The organism is Streptomyces sp. NPDC044719 (genome assembly GCF_056433405.1).
Map to the genome: position 1 here is coordinate 20,830 of NZ_JBWKHE010000006.1, position 20,421 is coordinate 41,250.

The 20,421-nt window shown below is 71.6% G+C and carries 19 protein-coding genes; 12 read left to right on the plus strand and 7 right to left on the minus strand.

What is annotated here, in order from left to right; all coding sequences use genetic code 11:
• Positions 1 to 35: 35 nt before the first annotated feature.
• The 5 genes from fasR (at position 36) to fabF (ending at position 4,977) form a co-directional block, all read left to right on the plus strand.
• A complete protein-coding gene (fasR, locus tag AC07DF_RS23740) occupies positions 36 to 1,241 on the plus strand; it encodes a fatty acid biosynthesis transcriptional regulator FasR (protein WP_478974750.1) in 1,206 nt (401 codons plus the stop codon).
• 89 nt (positions 1,242 to 1,330) lie between these two features.
• Entirely contained in the window at positions 1,331 to 2,263 is a 933-nt protein-coding gene (locus tag AC07DF_RS23745; protein WP_478976200.1) for an ACP S-malonyltransferase, read from the plus strand.
• A 25-nt stretch (positions 2,264 to 2,288) separates the two neighbouring features.
• On the plus strand, positions 2,289 to 3,290 hold the full coding sequence (locus AC07DF_RS23750; RefSeq protein ID WP_189724933.1) for a ketoacyl-ACP synthase III: 1,002 nt from the start codon (positions 2,289 to 2,291) through the stop codon (positions 3,288 to 3,290).
• An 81-nt stretch (positions 3,291 to 3,371) separates the two neighbouring features.
• Positions 3,372 to 3,620, plus strand: coding sequence for an acyl carrier protein (locus tag AC07DF_RS23755; protein WP_003989952.1), 249 nt, complete (start codon positions 3,372 to 3,374; stop codon positions 3,618 to 3,620).
• Positions 3,621 to 3,705: 85 nt separating this feature from the next.
• Positions 3,706 to 4,977 carry a beta-ketoacyl-ACP synthase II gene (gene fabF / locus AC07DF_RS23760; RefSeq protein WP_382830630.1) on the plus strand — a complete coding sequence of 424 codons (1,272 nt, stop codon included), beginning with the start codon at positions 3,706 to 3,708 and terminating at the stop codon, positions 4,975 to 4,977.
• 159 nt (positions 4,978 to 5,136) lie between these two features.
• Here the strand turns inward: fabF and AC07DF_RS23765 are convergent, their stop codons facing one another.
• Positions 5,137 to 5,631, minus strand: a complete 495-nt coding sequence (locus AC07DF_RS23765) for a DUF3145 domain-containing protein (RefSeq protein ID WP_478974755.1) — start codon at positions 5,629 to 5,631, stop codon at positions 5,137 to 5,139.
• A gap of 258 nt (positions 5,632 to 5,889) precedes the next feature.
• Here AC07DF_RS23765 and AC07DF_RS23770 point away from each other — a divergent pair, with 258 nt between their 5' ends.
• Both AC07DF_RS23770 and AC07DF_RS23775 read left to right on the plus strand, forming a co-directional pair.
• Positions 5,890 to 6,777 carry an SGNH/GDSL hydrolase family protein gene (locus AC07DF_RS23770; RefSeq protein WP_478974758.1) on the plus strand — a complete coding sequence of 296 codons (888 nt, stop codon included), beginning with the start codon at positions 5,890 to 5,892 and terminating at the stop codon, positions 6,775 to 6,777.
• Between the two features lie 27 nt (positions 6,778 to 6,804).
• Complete coding sequence (locus tag AC07DF_RS23775) at positions 6,805 to 7,776, plus strand: aldose epimerase family protein (RefSeq protein ID WP_478974761.1); 972 nt, start codon at positions 6,805 to 6,807, stop codon at positions 7,774 to 7,776.
• Positions 7,777 to 7,857: 81 nt separating this feature from the next.
• On the opposite strand, the gene AC07DF_RS23780 is transcribed toward AC07DF_RS23775, so the two are convergent.
• Entirely contained in the window at positions 7,858 to 10,338 is a 2,481-nt protein-coding gene (locus AC07DF_RS23780) for a glycoside hydrolase family 3 protein (protein WP_478974764.1), read from the minus strand.
• A gap of 64 nt (positions 10,339 to 10,402) precedes the next feature.
• Between AC07DF_RS23780 and AC07DF_RS23785 the strand changes: the two genes are divergently transcribed.
• Together AC07DF_RS23785 and AC07DF_RS23790 are read left to right on the plus strand one after the other, a co-directional pair.
• Complete coding sequence (locus AC07DF_RS23785; RefSeq protein WP_478974767.1) at positions 10,403 to 10,984, plus strand: TetR/AcrR family transcriptional regulator; 582 nt, start codon at positions 10,403 to 10,405, stop codon at positions 10,982 to 10,984.
• 89 nt (positions 10,985 to 11,073) lie between these two features.
• Positions 11,074 to 12,306, plus strand: a complete 1,233-nt coding sequence (locus AC07DF_RS23790; protein ID WP_478974770.1) for a pyroglutamyl-peptidase I — start codon at positions 11,074 to 11,076, stop codon at positions 12,304 to 12,306.
• Here the strand turns inward: AC07DF_RS23790 and AC07DF_RS23795 are convergent.
• Positions 12,257 to 13,084, minus strand: a complete 828-nt coding sequence (locus AC07DF_RS23795) for an EI24 domain-containing protein (protein WP_478974773.1) — start codon at positions 13,082 to 13,084, stop codon at positions 12,257 to 12,259. The genes AC07DF_RS23790 and AC07DF_RS23795 overlap by 50 nt on opposite strands.
• Before the next feature lie 143 nt (positions 13,085 to 13,227).
• Between AC07DF_RS23795 and AC07DF_RS23800 the strand changes: the two genes are divergently transcribed.
• Positions 13,228 to 15,801 carry a M14 family zinc carboxypeptidase gene (locus tag AC07DF_RS23800; RefSeq protein ID WP_478974776.1) on the plus strand — a complete coding sequence of 858 codons (2,574 nt, stop codon included), beginning with the start codon at positions 13,228 to 13,230 and terminating at the stop codon, positions 15,799 to 15,801.
• Entirely contained in the window at positions 15,798 to 16,943 is a 1,146-nt protein-coding gene (locus tag AC07DF_RS23805) for a serine hydrolase domain-containing protein (protein ID WP_478974779.1), read from the plus strand. The genes AC07DF_RS23800 and AC07DF_RS23805 overlap by 4 nt, the downstream gene beginning before the upstream one ends.
• A 68-nt stretch (positions 16,944 to 17,011) precedes the next feature.
• On the opposite strand, the gene AC07DF_RS23810 is transcribed toward AC07DF_RS23805, so the two are convergent.
• Together AC07DF_RS23810 and AC07DF_RS23815 are read right to left on the minus strand one after the other, a co-directional pair.
• Positions 17,012 to 17,431, minus strand: coding sequence for an organic hydroperoxide resistance protein (locus AC07DF_RS23810; RefSeq protein ID WP_478974782.1), 420 nt, complete (start codon positions 17,429 to 17,431; stop codon positions 17,012 to 17,014).
• A 94-nt stretch (positions 17,432 to 17,525) separates the two neighbouring features.
• Positions 17,526 to 18,545 (minus strand): NADP-dependent oxidoreductase, encoded by a 1,020-nt coding sequence (locus AC07DF_RS23815; RefSeq protein ID WP_478974785.1) that lies wholly within the window; start codon positions 18,543 to 18,545, stop codon positions 17,526 to 17,528.
• Between the two features lie 99 nt (positions 18,546 to 18,644).
• Here AC07DF_RS23815 and AC07DF_RS23820 point away from each other — a divergent pair, with 99 nt between their 5' ends.
• Complete coding sequence (locus AC07DF_RS23820) at positions 18,645 to 19,085, plus strand: MarR family winged helix-turn-helix transcriptional regulator (protein WP_478974788.1); 441 nt, start codon at positions 18,645 to 18,647, stop codon at positions 19,083 to 19,085.
• A 131-nt stretch (positions 19,086 to 19,216) separates the two neighbouring features.
• On the opposite strand, the gene AC07DF_RS23825 is transcribed toward AC07DF_RS23820, so the two are convergent.
• Complete coding sequence (locus AC07DF_RS23825) at positions 19,217 to 19,339, minus strand: hypothetical protein (protein ID WP_478974791.1); 123 nt, start codon at positions 19,337 to 19,339, stop codon at positions 19,217 to 19,219.
• Positions 19,340 to 19,636: 297 nt separating this feature from the next.
• Entirely contained in the window at positions 19,637 to 20,386 is a 750-nt protein-coding gene (locus tag AC07DF_RS23830) for an SCO2400 family protein (protein ID WP_478974794.1), read from the minus strand.
• Positions 20,387 to 20,421: the final 35 nt, after the last annotated feature.

Below are 20,421 nucleotides of genomic sequence, written 5' to 3' on the forward strand. Positions count from 1 at the left end.
GCACCTTCCCGTCCGGATAAGGCAGTCTTGTCCCCGTGCCCGAACCCGAAACCAGCAAGAACGCAGCCGCAGCACATGACGTCCACCCGCATGCCGCGACGCTGAAGCGCCTGGTGGAGTCGTCCGGATCGCTCGCCGCGCAGGCCATCGCGCGGATGGACGAGACGCTGCCCTGGTACCGGGCCATGCCCCCGGAGAACCGTTCCTGGATCGGTCTGGTCGCGCAGGCGGGCATCGCCGCCTTCACCGAGTGGTTCCGGCATCCGGACGCCCCGCAGGCCATCTCCACCGACGTGTTCGGAACCGCGCCGCGCGAACTGACCCGCGCGATCACACTGCGGCAGACCGTGGAGATGGTGCGCACCACCATCGAGGTCATGGAGAGCGCGATCGACGAGGTCGCGGCCCCCGGCGACGAGAGCGTGCTGCGCGAGGCGCTGCTCGTCTACGCCCGGGAGATCGCCTTCGCCACCGCCCAGGTGTACGCGCAGGCCGCCGAGGCACGCGGTGCCTGGGACGCCCGGCTGGAGTCCCTGGTCGTGAACGCCGTGCTCAGCGGCGAGGCCGACGAAGGAGCCGTGTCCCGCGCCGCCGCCCTCGGCTGGAACTCGCCCGAACACGTGTGCGTGGTACTCGGCACCGCACCCGACGGCGACTCCGAACTGACCGTCGAGGCCATCCGGCGCGCCGCCCGGCACGCCAAGCTCCAGGTGCTGACCGGCGTGCTCGGCGACCGGCTGGTGGTCATCGCGGGCGGCAGCGACAACCCGCTGGCCGTCGCCAAGTCCCTCATCGGCCCGTACGCGGCCGGCCCGGTCGTGGCGGGCCCGGTGGTGCCGGACCTGCTGGCCGCGACCCGGTCCGCGCAGGCCGCGGCGGCGGGGCTGAAAGCGGGTTCTGCCTGGCAGGACGCCCCGCGCCCGGTCCTGGCCGACGACCTGCTCCCGGAGCGCGCGATCGCCGGTGACCCCTCGGCCCGCGAGCAACTGGTGGAGGAGATCTACAGACCACTGGAGGAGGCCGGGGCCGCACTCCTGGAGACCCTCAGTGTCTATCTCGAACAGGCGAGCAGTCTCGAAGGCGCCGCCCGGATGCTGTTCGTCCATCCCAACACCGTCCGCTACCGGCTTCGACGTGTGACTGACGTCACCGGCTGGTCACCCTCCGATGTACGCTCTGCGTTCACACTGCGGATCGCTCTGATCCTGGGGCGTCTGGTCGATGGAGATCTCCAGCCCTAAGGTTTTGTCGGAGCCCGACAAAACCCCCCCGTGTTCTTCGTCCCTGTCCCCACGGGCGGCCGTGCCCGTCCCCAAGAGAGAGTGTGAGAGTGCTCGTACTCGTCGCTCCCGGCCAGGGCGCCCAGACGCCCGGCTTCCTGTCCGCATGGCTCGACTTCCCCGGTGTCCGTGGTGCCCTCGAGGCATGGTCCGACGCCGTGGGCCTCGACCTGATCCGTTACGGCACCGAGGCCGACGCGGAGGAGATCCGCGACACCGCGGTGGCGCAGCCGCTGCTGGTCGCGGCCGGCATGGCGTCCGCGGCCATGCTGTTCGACGACCCGTCCGACTTCCCGCGTAAGGTCGGCGCCGTCGCCGGGCACAGCGTCGGCGAGTTCACCGCCGCCTCGCTCGCCGGGGTACTCCCCCACGAGGAGGCCCTCCGTCTTGTCCGCACCCGCGGGCTCGCCATGGCCGAGGCCGCCGCCGTCACCGAGACCGGCATGGCGGCACTTCTCGGCGGCGACCCCGAAGTGACGGTTCCGCACCTGGAGAAGCTGGGCCTGACGCCGGCGAACATCAACGGCGCGGGCCAGATCGTCGCGGCCGGCACCAAGGAGCAGCTCGCCGCACTGGAGGCGGACAAGCCCGAGGGCGTGCGCAAGGTCGTCGCGCTGAAGGTCGCCGGCGCCTTCCACACGCACCACATGGCCCCTGCCGTCGACACGCTGGCCAAGGCCGCCGCCGACGCACGGAACACCGGTGACCCGACCATCACCTACGTCTCCAACAAGGACGGTCGGACCGTCACCGCCGGCGCCGAGGTGCTGGACCGTCTGGTCGGCCAGGTCGCCAGCCCGGTCCGCTGGGACCTGTGCATGGAGACTTTCAAGGAGCTCGGCGTCACGGCCCTGATCGAGGTGTGCCCCGGCGGTACCCTCACCGGCCTCGCCAAGCGTGCTCTGCCCGGTGTGAAGACGCTGGCCCTGAAGTCCCCCGCCGACCTCGACGCGGCTCGCGAGCTCATCGCCGAGCACGCCTGACCGCCGCCCCCAAGGAGCCGTCCGCATGGCGAAGATCAAGCCCAGCAAGGGCGCCCCGTACGCGCGCATCCTCGGCGTCGGCGGGTACCGCCCGACCCGGGTCGTGCCGAACGAGGTGATCCTCGAGACGATCGACTCGTCCGACGAGTGGATCCGCTCGCGCTCCGGCATCGAGACCCGGCACTGGGCGAACGACGAGGAGACCGTCGCCGCGATGTCCATCGAGGCGTCCGGCAAGGCGATCGCCGACGCCGGGATCTCCGCCGAGCAGATCGGCGGCGTGATCGTCTCGACCGTCTCGCACTTCAAGCAGACCCCGGCCGTCGCGACCGAGATCGCCGACAAGCTCGGCACCGCGAAGGCCGCCGCCTTCGACATCTCGGCCGGCTGTGCGGGCTTCGGCTACGGCCTCACGCTCGCCAAGGGCATGATCGTCGAGGGCTCCGCCGAGTACGTCCTGGTGATCGGCGTGGAGCGGCTGAGCGACCTGACCGACCTGGAGGACCGGGCGACGGCCTTCCTGTTCGGCGACGGTGCCGGCGCGGTCGTCGTGGGCCCGGCCCAGGAGCCCGCCATCGGCCCCACGGTCTGGGGCTCCGAGGGGGACAAGTCCGAGACCATCAAGCAGACCGTGCCGTGGACGGACTACCGTTCCGGCGAGGTCGCCAAGTTCCCCGCCATCACGCAGGAGGGCCAGGCGGTGTTCCGCTGGGCCGTGTTCGAGATGGCGAAGGTCGCCAAGGAGGCGCTGGACGCCGCCGGCATCTCCGCGGACGACCTGGACGTCTTCATCCCGCACCAGGCCAACGAGCGGATCATCGACTCGATGGTGAAGACACTCAAGCTGCCGGAGTCCGTCACGGTCGCGCGTGACGTACGCACCACCGGCAACACCTCGGCCGCCTCGATCCCGCTCGCGATGGAGCGGCTCCTGGCGACCGGTGAGGCGAAGAGCGGCGACACCGCGCTCGTCATCGGCTTCGGGGCGGGTCTCGTCTACGCCGCGACTGTCGTTACCCTCCCCTAGGCACTCCGTGCCGGATCATGCGGTCCGGCACGGGAGGAAACACCTGCCACACCCTCTGGATATCTACGAAGGAGCGCCAACATGGCCGCCACTCAGGAAGAGATCGTCGCCGGTCTCGCCGAGATCGTGAACGAGATCGCCGGCATCCCGGTTGAGGACGTCCAGCTGGACAAGTCCTTCACCGACGACCTGGACGTCGACTCGCTGTCCATGGTCGAGGTCGTCGTCGCCGCCGAAGAGCGCTTCGACGTCAAGATCCCGGACGAGGACGTCAAGAACCTCAAGACCGTCGGCGACGCGACCGACTACATCCTCAAGCACCAGGGCTGATCGTCCGACCAGGCCCTGGGCCTACTGCCCCGCCACCCGGCGGTGGCGCCGCTTAATCCTCGTATCCGTTGGAGAAAGAATTCCCGTGAGCCCGACCAATCGCACCGTGGTCGTCACCGGTATCGGCGCAACCACACCGCTGGGTGGCGACGCAGCCTCTACCTGGGAGGGCCTGATCGCCGGACGTTCCGGCGTCAAGCCCCTGGAGCAGGAGTGGGCCGCCGAGCAGGCGGTCCGTATCGCGGCCCCGGTCGCCGTGGAGCCGACCGAGGTCATCCCCCGGCCGCAGGCCCGCCGCCTGGACCGCTCGGCGCAGTTCGCGCTGATCGCGGCCAAGGAGGCCTGGGCCGACGCCGGTTTCGAAGCGAGCGCCGACGAGGACCCGAACGTCGACCCGGACCGGCTCGGCGCGGTCATCGCCTCCGGTATCGGCGGCGTGACGACTCTGCTCGACCAGTACGACGTGCTGAAGGAGAAGGGCGTTCGCCGCGTCTCCCCGCACACCGTGCCCATGCTGATGCCCAACAGCCCGTCGGCCAACGTGGGGTTGGCCGTGGGTGCCCGGGCGGGCGTGCACACGCCGGTCTCCGCCTGCGCCTCGGGCGCCGAGGCCATCGGCTACGCCATCGAGATGATCCGCACGGGCCGCGCCGACGTCGTCGTCGCGGGTGGCACGGAGGCGGCGATCCACCCGCTGCCGATCGCCGCGTTCGGCAACATGATGGCGATGTCCAAGAACAACGACGACCCGCAGGGCGCGTCGCGTCCCTACGACGTGGCCCGCGACGGCTTCGTCCTCGGTGAGGGCGCCGGTGTCGTCGTCCTGGAGTCCGCCGAGCACGCCGCGAAGCGCGGGGCCCGGGTGTACGCCGAGGCGGTCGGCCAGGGCATCTCGGCCGACAGCCACGACATCGTGCAGCCGGAGCCGGAGGGGCGGGGCATCTCGCAGGCCCTGCAGCACCTGCTGGAGCGCAACGACCTGGACCCGGCGGAGATCGTGCACGTCAACGCGCACGCCACGTCGACGCCGGCCGGTGACATCGCCGAGCTCAAGGCGCTGCGGAAGGTGTTCGGTGACGACGCCGACCACTTCGCGGTGTCCGCGACGAAGTCGATGACCGGGCATCTGCTCGGTGGCGCGGGTGGGGTCGAGACGGTGGCGACGGTGCTGGCGCTGTACCACCGGGTGGCTCCGCCGACCATCAACGTCGAGAACCTCGACCCCGAGGCCGAGGCGAATGCCGATGTCGTTCGTGGTGAGGCTCGGAAGCTGCCGGTTGATGGGCGGATCGCCGCGTTGAACGACTCGTTCGGGTTCGGTGGGCACAACGTGGTGCTGGCGTTCCGGACGGTTTGATTCGTCTTTACGGCGATTGGCCCGGACTCCCTGAGGGGGGTTCGGGCCAATCGCCGTTTGTGTTGCGTTGTGTGCCGGGTGCGGGCGGGTGGGGGCTGGTCGCGCAGTTCCCCGCGCCCCTAGAGGGCGTGCCCCTAGAGGGCGTGCCCCTAGAGGCGTCTACACCACCTGGTGGAGCCAGCGGACCGGGGCGCCTTCGCCTGCGTAGCGGAAGGGTTCCAGTTCGTCGTCCCAGGGCTTGCCGAGGAGTTTGTTGAGCTCTGCTTCCAGGTCGGTCTCGCCGCGCTGCGCGCGCTGGAGGGCCGCTCTGAGGCGGTCCTCGGGGATGAGGATGTCGCCGTGGATGCCGGTGACGGCGTGGAAGATGCCCAGGTCGGGGGTGCAGCTGTAGCGTTCGCCCTCGGCGGTGGGGCAGGGCTCGGCCGTCACCTCGAAGCGCAGCAGGTGCCAGCCCCGCAGCGCGGACGCCAGCTTCGACGCCGTGCCCGCCTGGCCCTGCCAGGAGAACTCCGAGCGCCAGGTGCCCGGCGCGGCGGGCTGGCGGATCCAGTCCAGGCTGACGCGTGTGCCGAGCACCCCGGCGATGGCCCACTCGACGTGCGGGCACAGCGCGCGCGGCGCGGAGTGCATGTACAGAACTCCACGTGTCGTCACCGGAACCTCCGGGCAGAGCGGTCCATGTTTGAACGGGCGGAACGGCTGTGACCGGGCGGGTCACGTTGATGGCGAGGCTACCGTGCGGTGGCGCAAGGAGTGCGACGTACGGTCGGTCCAGGTGCCGGGAAACGCCCGCCATTCACCCAGGGGGACGCTTGTACGGGTGTGAGCCGTTGCACCTGATCGGTCGGGAACCCTCGTGCGTTGTTAATGGTTGGGGAAACAGCCACGGTGCGGCGAGGGGATGGAACAGGAATGCGGAAGCGAAGCCACCGCTCACGGATCATTGCCGCCGTGGCCGTGGCGACTGCCCTGGGTGTCACAGGGTGTGATGCCGTGGGGGGCGACTCCCCCGCACCGTCCGCCAGCGCCGAGCCGTCACCCAGGCCCACGCCCCTGTGGGACCGCAGCCCGAGCTCCGTCGCGGCCGTCGGTGACTCCATCACGCGTGGTTTCGACGCCTGTGACGTGCTGCAGGACTGTCCGGAGGCGTCCTGGGCGACCGGCGCCAGCCCCCAGGTGGACTCTCTCGCCGTCCGGCTGCTGGGGCGGGCCAAGGCCGCCGAGCGGAGCTGGAACTACGCCGTGACGGGGGCCCGGATGGCCGATCTGCCCGGGCAGATGACCCAGGCGGTGCGGCGGAAGCCGCAGCTGGTGACGGTGATGGCCGGGGCGAACGACGCCTGCCGGTCCTCCCCGGCGGCGATGACCCCGGTCTCCGCCTTCCGCAGCGACTTCGAGGACGCGCTGCGCACCCTGCGCGAAGCCCTGCCCAAGGCACAGGTGTTCGTGGCGAGCGTGCCGAACCTGAAGCGGCTGTGGTCGCAGGGGCGCAACAGCCCGTTGGGCAAGCAGGTGTGGCAGCTGGGCATCTGCCCGTCCATGCTGGGCGACGCGGACGCCCTGGACTCGGCGGCGACCCTGCGGCGGGACACGGTGCACAAGCGGGTGGAGGACTACAACAAGGTCCTGAAGGAGGTCTGCGCCGAGGACAAGCGGTGCCGGTACGACGGAAACGCGGTGTACGACTACCGGTTCGGCACGGCTCAGTTGAGCCGCTGGGACTACTTCCACCCGAGCGTGAACGGACAGGCCCGGTTGGCGGAGATCGCGTACCGGACGGTCACGGCGAAGGGCCGCTGACCTGGGCCCTGCCCTAGAGTTCCGCACATGAACGAACTCTTCGGCACACTTTCCGACGGCACACCGGTGCACCGCTGGACCCTGGAGCGGGCGGGCGTACGGGTGCGGGTGCTGTCGTACGGCGGGATCGTGCAGTCCGTCGAGGCGCCGGACCGGGAGGGGCGGGCCGGAAACGTGGTGCTGGGGTTCGCGGATCTCGAGGGCTATCTCGCCCACCCCGGGCCCTACCTCGGGGCCCTGATCGGGCGTTACGCCAACCGGATCGCCGGCGGCCGCTTCCCGCTGGACGGGCGGACGTACGCCCTGGAACCGAACAACGGGCCGAATTCGCTGCACGGTGGAGCGCACGGCTTCGACAAGCGGGTGTGGGACGCGGCCCCGGTCGAGCACGGTGTGCGGCTCAGCCGGATCAGTCCGCACGGCGAAGAGGGGTTCCCGGGGCGGCTGGAGGTCTCGGCGACGTACACGCTGCTGGAGAGCGGCGCGCTGCGGATCGCGTACGAGGCGGTGACGGACGCGCCGACCGTGGTGAACCTGACGAACCACAGCTACTTCAACCTGGGCGGTTCCGGCGACGCTGGCGGCCACGAGCTGCGGCTGGCCGCCTCCCGCTACACGCCGGTCGACGAGGACCTGATCCCGGCCGGCGGCCCGGACGATGTCACCGGCACGCGCTTCGACTTCCGCGAGGCCCGCAAGGTCGGCTCCGGCTACGACCACAACTTCGTGCTCGACAAGGGCGTGGCGGACGTCCCGGTGGAGGTCGCCGAGCTGCACGACCCGGCGTCCGGGCGGGTGCTGACGGTGGCGACGACCGAGCCCGGGCTCCAGCTGTACACCGCCGACCACCTGGGTGAGCCCTTCGCGCCCGGCGACGGCATCGCGCTGGAGACCCAGCACTTCCCCGACTCCCCGAACCGGCCGGACTTCCCGACCACGGTGCTGCGGCCGGGCGAGGTGTTCCGCTCGGAGACGGTGTACGGGTTCGGCACCCGCTGAGTCGCGGGCCCGGGAACCCACGAGCCCCGGTCCAGGGGTCAGGTCCCGGACCGGGGCTGCTCAGTGGGGAACTCGTCCCGGTCAGACGTTAATCGTCGCGGTGATCCTGCGGTCGGTGATCGAGCGCGCCACCTGGATCTCGTACGAACCCTTCACATACGACCACGAGACCGTCGTCTCGTCCCAGATCTCGAAGGCGCGGCGCGGTAGTTCGACCGTCGCCTCGACGGTTTCGCCGGGTGCGGCCTCGACGCCGGCGAAGCCGGCCAGCCAGCGCGCCGGACGAGTGGGGTCCGGCTCGCTCGGGGCGAGGTAGACCTGGACGACCTCGCGGCCGGGGCGGTCGCCGGTGTTGCGGAGGCGGACCTTCGCGGTGGTCCCTTCGACGCTCCCGGCGACCTCGACCGACTCGTAGGTCCAGTCGGTGTAGCCGAGGCCGTGGCCGAAGGGGTAGGCGGGGATGCGGCCCTGCTGCTCCCAGGCGCGGTAGCCGATGAAGACGCCCTCGTCGTAGGGGAGTTCGCCGCCCTCCGGGACGACCTGGGTGACGGGGGCATCGGTCAGCGAGCCCCAGGTGGTGGGCAGGCGGCCGCCGGGCTCCTGGTCGCCGGTGAGCACGTCCGCGAGGGCCGCGCCGCCCTCCTGGCCGGGGAACCAGCTCAGAAGCACGGCGGCGACGTCGTCGCGCCACGGCAGTTCCACCGGGGAGCCGGAGTTGACGACCACGACGGTGTTCGGGTTGGCGGCGGCGACGGCGCGGACCAGGTCGTCCTGCCGGCCGGGCAGGCGCAGGTCGGTGCGGTCGAAGCCCTCGGACTCGACGCGGTCGGTGGTGGCGACCACGACGACGGCCGTGTCGGCGGCGCGGGCGGCAGCGGCGGCCTCGGCGATCAGCTCGTCGGGGTCACGCTGCGGGTCCTGGTGGGCCAGGGTGAAGCCGATGACCCGCATGGGGTGGCCGTCGGGCGGCGGGACGGTGTAGGTGAGGGAGACCTCGACCGGGTCGCCCGCGGTGAGTTCGACGCGGGCGTGGGGCACCGGGGCGCCGAAGAAGGCGGCGAAGGGGTCGCCGTCCTCGGCGGGGCGCTGGACGTCGTCGAAGTACGTGGTGCCCGCGACGGTCAGCTTGAAGGGCCCGAGGCCCTTGAAGCCGAAGGTGTGCGTGCCGGTCTCGCGCGGGGTGAAGGTGCCGGTCAGTTCGACGCTGTGCAGGGTGTCGTGGGTGACGCCGTCGGGCAGGTCGCCGCCCATCCACTGGATGTGGCCGCTGGGGGCCGAGCGGGTGCCGATGACGGTGCCGTCGGTGTCGCGGCAGACCGCGCGCAGCTCGAAGCCCTGGTCGGCGACGGGGAGTTCGGTGTTGGGGTCGGCGCCGAGGGCGTAGGTGAGGCTGCCCTCGGGGAGGGCGGCGGTGAGTCCGTCGAGCGGGGAGACGGTCCGGGCGGGGAAGACCGTGGCGGATCCGCCGCCGAGGACGCGGGCGTCGCGGGCGGCGGCGCCGATCAGGGCGACCCGGCCGGGCTTCAGCGGCAGCGCGCCCCTCTCGTTGCGGACCAGGACGAAGGAGCGGCGGGCGATCTCGCGGGCGAGCGCCTCGCCGTCGACGGCCGCGGGCGGTTCGGCGACGACCGGTTCGGCGCCGTCCAGGATGCCGACCCGGGCTGCGAGGCGCAGGACGCGGCGGACGGCCTCGTCGACCTGCGCCTCGTCGGCCTCGCCGTCCCGGACGGCGCGGGCGAGTGCCTGGCCGTAGACGGTCCGCGGGCCGGGCATCGCGATGTCCAGGCCGCCGGTGAGGGCGCCGGTGGTGGAGCGGGCCGCCGTCCAGTCGGAGACGTTGACGCCGTCGAAGCCCCACTCGCCGCGCAGGACCTCGTTGACCAGGTGGTGGTGCTCGGTCATGGTCGGGCCGTTGACGGAGTTGTAGGCGGTCATGATGCCCCAGGGGTGGGCGTTCTCGACGATCGCCTCGAAGGGGGCCAGGTACAGCTCGCGCAGGGCGCGTTCGCTCACCAGGTTGTTCACCGTGAGGCGGTCGGTCTCGGCGTCGTTGGCGACGAAGTGCTTGACGGTGGTGCCGACGCCGCCGGACTGGACGCCCCGGACGTACTCGGTGCCGATCCGGCCCGTGAGGTACGGGTCCTCGCTGTAGGCCTCGAAGTGGCGGCCGCCGAGCGGGGAGCGGTGCAGGTTGACCGTGGGGGCGAGCAGGACGTGGACGCCCTTGCGGCGGGCCTCCTGGGCCAGCAGCACGCCTGCCCGGTGCGCGAGTCCGGGGTCCCAGGTGGCGGCGAGGGCGGTCGGTGAGGGCAGGGCGACGGAGGGATCGTCGGCGCTCCACTGCACCCCGCGGACGCCGATCGGGCCGTCGGACATGACCAGCGAGGCCAGGCCGGCCTGTGGCAGCGCGGGCAGGCTCCACATGTCCTGTCCGGCCAGCAGCCGTGCCTTGGCGTCCAGATCGAGCTTGCCGAGGGCCGCCTCGACCGCCGCCTCACGCCGTACTTCCGCTGTCTCCGTCACGCCGGCACCTCCACGTCGAAAGCCGCTGGATGCCGACATCGTGCCCCCGTTACCTGTGATGCGGTAGGTTTCGTTATCTTCTCGAAACAATCGGTCGTTCGTCATGTCGTACGGTGACGCCATGACGGCCAGGGCGAGAAGCGCGGAGCGGCGCGCGGAGATCGTGCGGGCCGCCCTGGAGGTGATCGCCGAGCGCGGCTACCGGGGAGCGAGCCTGGCCGCGGTCGCCGAGCGGGTGGGGCTCACCCAGCAGGGGCTGCTGCACCACTTCCCGACGAAGGAGGCGCTGCTGGTCGCGGTGCTCCAGGAGCGGGACCGCTGGGACGCGATGCCCGCCGGGCGGCTGCGGCTGGACCTGCTGGCCTCGCTGGTCGAGTACAACGCGATGCGGCCCGCCATCATCCAGACCTTTTCGGCGCTGCTCGGCGAGAGCGTCACGGAGGACCATCCGGCCCGCGCGTACTTCACGGAGCGCTACGCCGGGGTCCGCGCCGGCATGGCCGAGGTGCTGCGCGCCGAGTACGGCGACCGGCTGCCGAGCGGCCTCACTCCCGAGCGGGCCGCGCCGCTGCTGGTGGCGATCCTGGACGGGCTGCAGTACCAGTGGCTGCTGGACCCGGAGTCGGTGGACATGGCGTCGGCGTTCCGGGACTTCCTGACGCTGCTCGGTGAGAGCACCGACTGAGCACCCATGGCGTAGATCACTCCTGTCACGCGATACTGCCGCCGTCCGGCACCACGCCACCCCCACCGTGACGGAAGGCCTGAACCTCCTTGAACTCCATACGCGTTCGCCTCGGCGTCCTCGGTCTCGCCCTGCTGACCGGTCTCACCACTCCGACGGCCGCGAGCGCCGCCGGGACGGCTCCCTCTCCCACCGTCGAGGAACAGCGGCTCGACCGCGCCGCCCCCCAGGAGATCCTGCGCCGCTCCGGGTTCGACACCGTCGCCCCGAGGCTGGCCCGGGCCCTCGATGCGGCCGGGTCGTACGGGGAGGCCCGCCGTGCGCTCACGCGTGAGGGCACGCGCCTGTGGCAGCGTGCCGTCGACCGGGCGCAGGGGCGTGGCCCCTCGGGGGGTGACCTCAGCCGGGACGACGACCGGCCGCTGTACTGGGCCCGGCTCGGCATGACGCGTGAAGTGCGCACCTGGGAGCCGGAGTTCGGACTGACGGACAAACAGCGGGCCGCGCTGCTCGACGAGCTGGAGCGCACCTCACGCGGCCAGACCGCCCTCCGCTACCCGCACGGCAAGGACCTGAAGCGGATCCTGCTCACCGGCTTCGACCCGTTCACCCTGGACCGGGACATCCGGATCTCCAACCCGTCCGGCGCCACCGCGCTCGCCCTCGACGGCACGGTGATCGAGACGGCGGACGGCCCGGCCCGGATCGAGACGGCCGTGTTCCCGGTGCGCTGGCAGGACTTCACGGACGGGTCGGTGGAGCGGACGCTACGGCCGTACCTGCCCGAGGTCGATCTGTTCACCACGGTCAGCCAAGGCCGGGTCGGGCGGTTCGACATCGAGCGGACCAACGGGGCCTGGCGGGGCGGCTTCGGGGACAACGACAACATCGGCCGCACCGGGACCGTCCCCGTCACCGACCCGGGCTCGCAGCCGCAGTGGACGACGACCACGCTGCCGTACCGAGCGATCGTCGCCGCGAACACCGGCCGGTTCCCCGTGTACGACAACACCAGCGTCACCGAGATCCCGGCGGGCGGCACCCAGCCGGTCGTACGCCCGGACGGGCCGACCCCCGGCTCGATCGCTCGCGCGGGCGGCGGCGGGGACTACCTCTCCAACGAGATCGCCTACCGTGCGACGCTGCTGCGGGACCGGCTGGGGCTGCACGACCGGCTGCCGGGCGGGCATGTGCACACGCCCGTGCTCCAGTTCGGCACCGGGAACACCAGCGAGGTCACCGACCCGGACTTCGTGCGGAACCGGCTGGACATCATCGCCCAGGTGAAGGCCATCCTGAAGGCGGCTGCGGAAGAGTCGTGACAGCCCGGTCGCCGTCCCCGTCACCCTCCTGGATCTCCTCGCCCAGCAGTTCCCGAGCCATGAGGGTGGCGCCCGCCACCGCGCCCGGCATCATGAACACCGCGACGACCGGCACCAGGAAGGCCACGGCCAGCGGCGTGCCGAAGCCCCACACCAGGGTCTTGCGGGAGCGGAGCAGCGTGAGGCGGGTGCGCAGGTCGACCCCGCGGCGCTGGAGGGCGACGGCGGTCAGCTCCTCGGTCAGGAAGAACCCGGTGACGAAGAACCCGAGCACCGGTACGGCCGTCTGGCCGACCACCGGGATGAAGCCGCAGGCGAACAGCAGCACACCCCACAGGGCTGCCCGCACCACGATGCGGAGGCTGTCGCGGGCGGAGATCCACAGTTCGCGCCAGAGCGGCAGGCCCGACTCGGGGGCGTGGCCGTCCGGGGACACGTCCCGGTCGACCTTCTCGGAGAGGTTCTCGTAGAAGGGCTGCCCGATCAGCAGCGTCACCGCGGTGAACGTCACGACGGCGAGGAGCAGGGCGAGGGCGAACAGCACGGCGGTCAGGAAGCCGCGGAAGAGGCCGAGCCACGGGCTCGACCAGTCGTCGGCGAACGGGGTCGCCCAGGTGACGGCGTCCTGGCCCCACAGCGCCAGCGCGACCAGCGCCGCCGCGTACAGGACCAGGGTGATCAGGCCCGGGAGCAGCCCGAAACCGTACTGCTTGCCGTGCCGGGCCACCCACCGCTGGCCCTTCAGGAGGTACCGGAACCCCGCCCCGAGATCGCGCATGGCCAAACCCTATCGGTGCAGGCGAGAACGGGCCCCGACGGGGCCATCCGGGTCACCGGTGACACCAACGCGCTCTTGTTGCCGTTGAGTCGAACCGGTACACCTCGCCGTACCGATCTCAGGAAGCCCCGGAGGAGGTACGCGTGCGCACCACGAGAACCGTTCCTGCGAGACCTGTACTGATCGTCACCCTCAGTCTCGCGACGGCGGGCTTACCCCTGCTCACCCCCCACACCGCCGGCGCGGACCCGAAGCCCGTCACCCGGGAGGGCCCGGCCGTCGACGGGAGCGCGGCCCGGTCACCCGCGAGCGCCGCCAGACGCGCCCTGACCGCCGAGACATCCACCGGCCCGACGACCACCGGCCGCGGCTACCCCCGCCGCCAGGTCCTCTCCCCCGACCCGGAGAACCCCGGCGACAAGTCCCTGAAGCTGGGTCTCACCCCGTACCACGCGATCGCCCCGAAGCTGAACGCCCTGCAACGCCTGGGCGACCGCGTCAGTGTGGAGGTGACCGGCCGCTCGGCCGGCGGCCACCGCCTCTACCTGGTCACCGTCACCGCCCCGGAGACCACCCGCCAGGCCCGCGCCCAGGAGCGGATGCGCGAACTGATCGAGAACGCGCCCGCGTCCGCCGCCAAGTCCCGCGAGATCAAGCGGGCGTACAAAGCCCCGGTCTTCGTCAACAGCAACATCCACGGCAACGAGTGGGAGGGCACGGACGCCTCCCTGAAGGTCATCGAGCGGCTCGCGACGGCCAAGGACGCGGCGACCAGGGATCTCCTCGCGCACAGCCGCCTGTACTTCAACATCACGGCCAACCCGGACGGCCGTATCGCCGGCACCCGCGCCAACGCCAACGGCTTCGACCTGAACCGCGACTTCGTGACGGCCTCCCAGCCCGAGAGCCGCGTGATGCGCCAGATCGAGCTGGACAAGCAGCCGGCCGTCCTGCTCGACCTGCACGGCTACGTCAACGGCACGCTCATCGAGCCCACCACGCCCCCGCACGGGGAGAACTACGAGTACGACCTCTTCCTGAAGAACTCCTACGCCAACGCCCTCGGCATGGAGTCCGCCGTGAACGCCCTCGGCTGCACGCCCGCGAAGGACGGCGTGGAGCCGGCGCAGATCCCCTTCCGCGACCAGGAGGAGGGCTGGGACGACTGGCCGCCGATCTTCACCCCGCAGTACGCGGCCTTCCACGGCACGGTGGCCGCCCACACGGTGGAGATCCCGCTGGCGGTGAACAACGAGGAGTACGACACCCTCCCCGTCCGGGAGCTGCGCCGCCGCTCGGCGATCAACACGGCCGTGGCGGGCGCGGCCGTCCGCGCGACCCTGAACCACGTCCGCGAGCACCGCACCACCCTCGTCGCCGACCAGATCGAGACCTTCCGCCGCGGCTCGGCCGGCGCCCCGCAGGTGCCGGTCTCAGCGAAGACGGTCCCCGGCGTCCCCGGCATCGGCCCGGAGGACGTCTACACGACAGACTTCCCGCGCGCCTACGTCATCCCGCCCGGCGGCTCCCGCTCCCAGCGCTCGGCCCCGGCCGCGGCCCGCCTGGTCGACCACCTCCTCGCCAACGACGTCCGCGTCACCCGCGCCGGCCGCCCGTTCCGCCTCGCGGGCCGGACGTACCCCAAGGGCTCGTACGTCGTGGACCTGCGCCAGCCCAAGCGCGGCATGGCGAACGTCCTGCTGGCCGACGGCCGGGACATCAGCGACAAGGTGTCGGTGATGTACGACATCTCCGGCTGGAGCCTGGGCCGGCTGTGGGGAGCCACGGTCGAGCGGGTGGCCTCGGGCAGCCTGCGCGGCGCGCCCCTGCGCCCGGTCACCGGGGCCGCACCCGTCGCCCACGTGCCCGCGCACGGCACCCTCCGTCTGCGCCTGACCGACCCGCGCGAGATCGCCGCCCTCAACTCCCTCCTCGGGCAGGGGGTCCGGGTCCGGCAGGCAGCGGACGGCAGCGTGATCGTCCCGGCGTCGGCACGCCGCGAGGCGATCGTCGCGGCCCGCACGCACGACGTCTCGTTCACCGCCACGCGGCTCAAGGGCGACACGCCCCTGCACCGCCTGCGCGTCGCCGCCGCCGTCACCCCGGGTGAGCTGTTCGCCCTGCGGGAGATGGGCTTCGACGTCACTCCGGTCTCGTCGGCCGTGCTGAACGCGGGCTTCGACTGGTCCGGCACGGACGTGCTGTTCGTCTCCGCCGGCCTGGACCACGCGTCCCTCACCGCCCCCGCCCGCAAGGCCCTGGACGCCTTCCTCGACGGTCACGGCCTCGTCGGCCGGGGCGCGACGGGAGCGGCCCTGAACGCGGCGGCGGACCTGCTGGCCGTCAAGCCGGTCGAGGGCAACCCGGACGCCAACGGCGTCGTACGCGCCGTGAACTCGGGCCGCCTCACGCACGACGCGCCCGCGCACGCCTTCGTCTACGCCCCGCTCTGGTTCACCGACCTCGGCCCGGGTGTGCGCGAGGAGCAGTCGTACGCGACCGGGAACCCGCTCGTCTCCGGGCACTGGCGCCCGCTCCGGGACGGCACCGGCGGCCCTGCGGCGGCAGCGGGACAGGCCTCGGTGGTCAGCGGCGGCAGGACGGTCCTGTTCGGCACCGAACCCCTCTTCCGGGACCACCCGAAAGGGGAATTCCCGCAGGTGGCGAGGGCATTGTTCACAGTGGCACACAGCGGTTCAGATGAGGAGAACGGATGACGCAAGAGATCCACGGCACCGTAGCCGACGGCTTCGACGGGGTGCGCGAGGAGTTCGCCGCGTTCGTGGCCGGGGAACGGCCCGACTACGAGGGCCAGCTGTGCGCCTACGTGCGGGGCCGGAAGGTCGTGGACCTGTGGGCGGGGACCGAGGCGGACGCCCTCTACGGCGTTTTCTCGTCCACGAAGGGTGCCGCCTGCCTGGTCGTGGCTCTCCTCGTCCAGGACGGCACGCTCGAACTGGACCGCAGAGTGACCTACTACTGGCCGGAGTTCGCGGCCGAGGGCAAGGGCGAGCTGACCCTGCGGGACCTGCTCGCGCACCGGGCGGGGGTGGTCGGCACGGACACCGGCTTCAGCCTGGCGGAGCTGGCCGACGACCGCCAGCTCGCCGAACGCCTAGCCGACCAGCGGCCGTTCTGGCGCCCCGGCACGGCGTTCGGCTATCACGCGCTGGTCAGTGGGGCCCTGACCGGCGAGGTCGTACGCCGCGCCACGGGCCGCACGCTCCAGGAGGTCTACCAGGAGCGTGTCCGGACCCCGTACGGCCTGGACTTCCACCTCGGCCTGCCCGCCCCTCAGGAACCCCGCTTCCGCACCACCCAGCCGATGGCCCCGGCCCCGGAACAGCAGGCCCTCCTCGACGCCACCCCGACCGGCCCGCACACGCTCGCCTCGATCGCCTTCAACGGTCACGCGAGCGAACCGACCGATCTGGCCTCGCTGCCCAACATGCCGCTGATCCGCGCCAAGGGACCGGCGTCCGTGGGCGGAGTGGCGTCCGCGCGGGGTCTGGCCGGGATGTACGCGGCGGCGATCAGCGGGGTGGGCGAGCAGGCGCCGCTGCTGAAGCCGGACACGGTGGCGGAGTTCGGCCAGTTCCACTCGGTCGGCTACGACCTGGTGGCACGTGCACACAAGTCGTTCGGCCTCGGCTTCCAGACGACGGCTGACACGTGGCACCCGTTCCTCGGTGCCGGGACGATCGGGCACAGCGGTGCGAGCGGCTCCCAGGCCTTCGCGGACCCGTGGAGCGGCCTCGCCTATGGCTACACCCGCCGCCGGTTCGCCTTCCCGGGCGGGGCGGCCCCGGAGAACGACCGCCTGGCGCGGGCGATCCACAGGGCTGCGCTCGCCCGCTGACCCCGGGCACCGGCGGAGGCCGCACCCCACGTCCAAGGGTGCGGCCTCCGCCTACGCAACGACCGCGGTCAGACCAGCGTCACGGTGATGTTCCCGCGGGTCGCCTTCGAGTACGGGCACACCTCGTGCGCCTTCTCCACGAGCGCCCGTGCGGCACCGCGCTCCACCTTCGGCAGATCGGCCGAGATCTCGACGATGATCCCGAACCCGTCCCCGTTCTTCCCGAGGCCGACCTTGGCGGTGACGGTCGACCCGGTGAGGTCGGCGCCCGTCTCCCGGGCGACGACGCCGAGGGCTCCCTGGAAGCAGGCGCTGTACCCGGCGGCGAAGAGCTGCTCGGGGTTGGTGCCGGCGCCGCTGCCTCCCATGGCCTGCGGCGGATTGACGACGACGTCGAGCCGGCCGTCATCGGTGGCCACGCGCCCGTCGCGCCCGTTCTCGGCGGTGGCGACGGCGGTGTAGAGGACGTCGGACTGCTGGATCGGCATGCGGTTGTGTTCCTTCGGTCGTCCGCCGCGGCTCGCGCCCGGGCCGAGCGGATTCGGAAAAAACTTACCGCATACCGAAAACCAACAGAAGGCGTCAGAGCTTGACGATCATCTTCCCGGTGTTGTCACCGCGCAGCACGCCCAGGAACGCCTCGAGGTTGTTCTCGATGCCCTCGACGACGGTCTCGCGGTACTTCAGCTCACCGGAGGCGACCCAGGGGGCGACCTCCTGGACGAACTGGGGCTGCAGGTCGTAGTGGTCCCCGACCAGGAAGCCCTCGATGCGGCCGCGGGTCGCGATCAGGCGGGCGAGGTTCCTCGGGCCCGGGGCGGGCTCGGTGTTGTTGTAGACGGAGATCATGCCGCAGACGGCGATCCGGCCGCCCTGATTGAGGGAGCCGATGGCCGCCTCCAGGTGGTCACCGCCGACGTTGTCGAAGTAGACGTCGATCCCGTCCGGGGCGGCGGCACGCAGCTGCTCGCTCACCGGCCCGTCCTTGTAGTTGAAGGCCGCGTCGAAGCCGTACTCGTCCACGAGCAGCTTCACCTTCTCGTCGGACCCGGCGGAGCCGATGACCCGGGAGGCACCCTTCAGCTTGGCGATCTGGCCGACCTGGCCGCCCACGGCGCCGGCGGCACCGGACACGAAGACGGTGTCGCCCTCCTTGAAGGCGGCGGTGCGCAGCAGCCCCGCGTAGGCCGTGAGGCCGGTCATACCCAGCACACCGAGGTACGTCGACAGCGGCGCGGCGTCCGGGTCCACCTTGACGGCGTTCTTCGCGGCCACGACGGCGTACTCACGCCATCCGAGGAAGTGCAGTACGTGGTCCCCGACGGCCAGCCCGTCGACATTGGAGGCCACGACCTCGCCGACGGCGCCACCCTGCATGACCTTGCCCAGCTCGAACGGGGCCACGTAGGACTTCGCGTCACTCATGCGGCCACGCATGTACGGGTCCACGGAGAGGTACTTGTTCCGCACGAGGACCTGCCCCTCGCCCGGCTGCGGGACCTCCGCCTCGACGAAGGCGAAGTCCTCGGGCTTCGGCCAGCCGACGGGACGGCTCGCCAGGTGCCACTCGCGGCTGACGGCGGGGAGGGTGGTGTCGGTCATGATGCGCCTGTCCTCACTGGCTCGCGGATGTTTCAGTAACTGAAACAACCATGCTCCTGAAAATTTCATGTTGTCAAATAACCGGGTACCCTCGATGTCATGGTTTCCACCACACCGCCCCCGGACTCCCGCCCCGACGCGCTGACCCTCGAGGTCGTCGAGCTCATCGGGGAGGTCGTGGCCCGGTTCCATGAGGATTACGAGGAGGCGGCGGCGGAACACTCCCTCACCGGGGCGCAGGCGCGGCTGCTGAGCCTGTTGTGCCTCGAGCCGCTGCCCATGCGGAGGCTCGCCCAGCGGCTGAAGTGCGAGCCGTCCAACGTCACGGGGATCGTGGACCGGCTGGAGGCGCGGGGGCTGGTGGAACGGCAGCCGGATCCCGCGGACCGGAGGGTGAAGGTGGCGGCGGCGACGCCGGAGGGGCGGCGGGTGGCTCGGAGCCTGCGGGAGTCCCTGCGGTTTGCTCGGGAGCCGCTGGCCGGGCTGTCCGAGGGGGAGAGGGTGGCGTTGCGTGATGCGCTCAGGGGGATGCTGGGGTGAGGCCCGGGGGTCGGCGGGGCGTAGCGCCGGACGCTCGGGGTCGGCGCTGTCACAGCGGACCCCGGGCGTGTGATGCCGCCGGAACGGTCCGAGCCGGAGGCGGGACGGTTCCCTCGTCGAGGACCGGCGGCTCAGGACAGCGTGTTCTCGTACCAGGACCGCCCATGGTTGCCCAAGACCACCTCCACCGCAGGGTCGTTCAGCTTGAAGGTCACTCCGAGTTCCTGGCGGTAGAAGCGCTGTGACTCCTGCATCACGCGGGTGATGCCAGAGGAACGAGCGCCGCCGGGTTGCATTCGCAGTGCTCCGGCCTTCAGGCCGGGGAAGCGAATCTGGTGGTCGCGGCGCGGAGCGTGGCGGCGTCGTTGCGGCGGGCCGGACGCTCTGGTGGCGGCGTGAGTTGAGGGAGTCAGGGTGATGAAGACCAGAACCCGTTCTGGCGCAGCGCGAAGAAACAGGAAGCCACGGAATCCCGGCCGAACCCGTGCCGCCTAGCGGCACAGCAACAGTCGAGAAGGCCAGAATGCTCGCCCTTCAGGGCGAGGAGCATGTCAAGCGCACCACCACAGGAAGCGGTTGCACGTCTTCGTCGGGGAGGGTTCCGGCGTCGGGGCCGGGGTCGTCGGGGCCGCAGTCCGGGTCGGGGCCGGGGGCGGAGGGGCGGCTGTGGGGGCCGCGGGCGGGCGGCTCGAGGACGGTTCGGCCGTGGGAGTCCGGGTCGGCTCGTCGTCCTTGGACTTCTCGTCCTTCGGGGACTTCGAAGCCGACGGGGAGTCAGACGCCTCTGGGGAAGGGGACCTCGACGCTCCCTCGACCCCGGCCTTGTCGCCCGCAGGGCGGACCGTCTCGCCCGCCTCCGCCGACTCCCCCTCGGCCTCCGCCGGCTTCGACGTCGACTTCGGTGCGTCCATGCCCAGTTCGGCGAGGCTCAGCCCACCCGCCGCCAGCACGAACCCCGCCGCGACGAACAGGGCCCGGCGCCGCCGGCGGCGATGCGCCGCGGCCTTACGGTCGCGCCGGCTCGACCCACCGCCCGGACCATCAGCGACCGGCCCGTGCCCACGCCCGCGTCCACGCCGACGAGCGGCACGTCCCACCGGCTCATCGGCCTCTTCATGGTCGTCTTGATGGTCGTCGCGTTCATCGTCGCCGCGTTCATCGTCGCCGCGAACGCCCTCGTCCCCCTCGGACACGGCGTCGTACTCTCGCTCACGCCGGCGCAGCGCATCCGCCGAGGTGCCACACCCCGGGCAGGCCAGCGCGCCGTTGAGGTGCCGTCGGCACGGGTCGCAGTAGTCCATGACGCGGGAAGGTTAAGTTCCGCGCCGGTAACGTT

Bases quoted from the DNA above. Each gene is read 5' to 3' on its own strand.
- AC07DF_RS23750 (WP_189724933.1), top strand. From the start codon at position 2,289: ATGGCGAAGATCAAGCCCAGCAAGGGCGCCCCGTACGCGCGCATCCTC.
- AC07DF_RS23755 (WP_003989952.1), top strand. From the start codon at position 3,372: ATGGCCGCCACTCAGGAAGAGATCGTCGCCGGTCTCGCCGAGATCGTG.
- AC07DF_RS23770 (WP_478974758.1), top strand. From the start codon at position 5,890: ATGCGGAAGCGAAGCCACCGCTCACGGATCATTGCCGCCGTGGCCGTG.
- AC07DF_RS23775 (WP_478974761.1), top strand. From the start codon at position 6,805: ATGAACGAACTCTTCGGCACACTTTCCGACGGCACACCGGTGCACCGC.
- AC07DF_RS23780 (WP_478974764.1), bottom strand. From the start codon at position 10,338: ATGTCGGCATCCAGCGGCTTTCGACGTGGAGGTGCCGGCGTGACGGAG.
- AC07DF_RS23785 (WP_478974767.1), top strand. From the start codon at position 10,403: ATGTCGTACGGTGACGCCATGACGGCCAGGGCGAGAAGCGCGGAGCGG.
- AC07DF_RS23795 (WP_478974773.1), bottom strand. From the start codon at position 13,084: ATGCGCGATCTCGGGGCGGGGTTCCGGTACCTCCTGAAGGGCCAGCGG.
- AC07DF_RS23805 (WP_478974779.1), top strand. From the start codon at position 15,798: ATGACGCAAGAGATCCACGGCACCGTAGCCGACGGCTTCGACGGGGTG.
- AC07DF_RS23810 (WP_478974782.1), bottom strand. From the start codon at position 17,431: ATGCCGATCCAGCAGTCCGACGTCCTCTACACCGCCGTCGCCACCGCC.
- AC07DF_RS23815 (WP_478974785.1), bottom strand. From the start codon at position 18,545: ATGACCGACACCACCCTCCCCGCCGTCAGCCGCGAGTGGCACCTGGCG.
- AC07DF_RS23820 (WP_478974788.1), top strand. From the start codon at position 18,645: ATGGTTTCCACCACACCGCCCCCGGACTCCCGCCCCGACGCGCTGACC.
- AC07DF_RS23825 (WP_478974791.1), bottom strand. From the start codon at position 19,339: ATGCAGGAGTCACAGCGCTTCTACCGCCAGGAACTCGGAGTGACCTTC.
- AC07DF_RS23830 (WP_478974794.1), bottom strand. From the start codon at position 20,386: ATGGACTACTGCGACCCGTGCCGACGGCACCTCAACGGCGCGCTGGCC.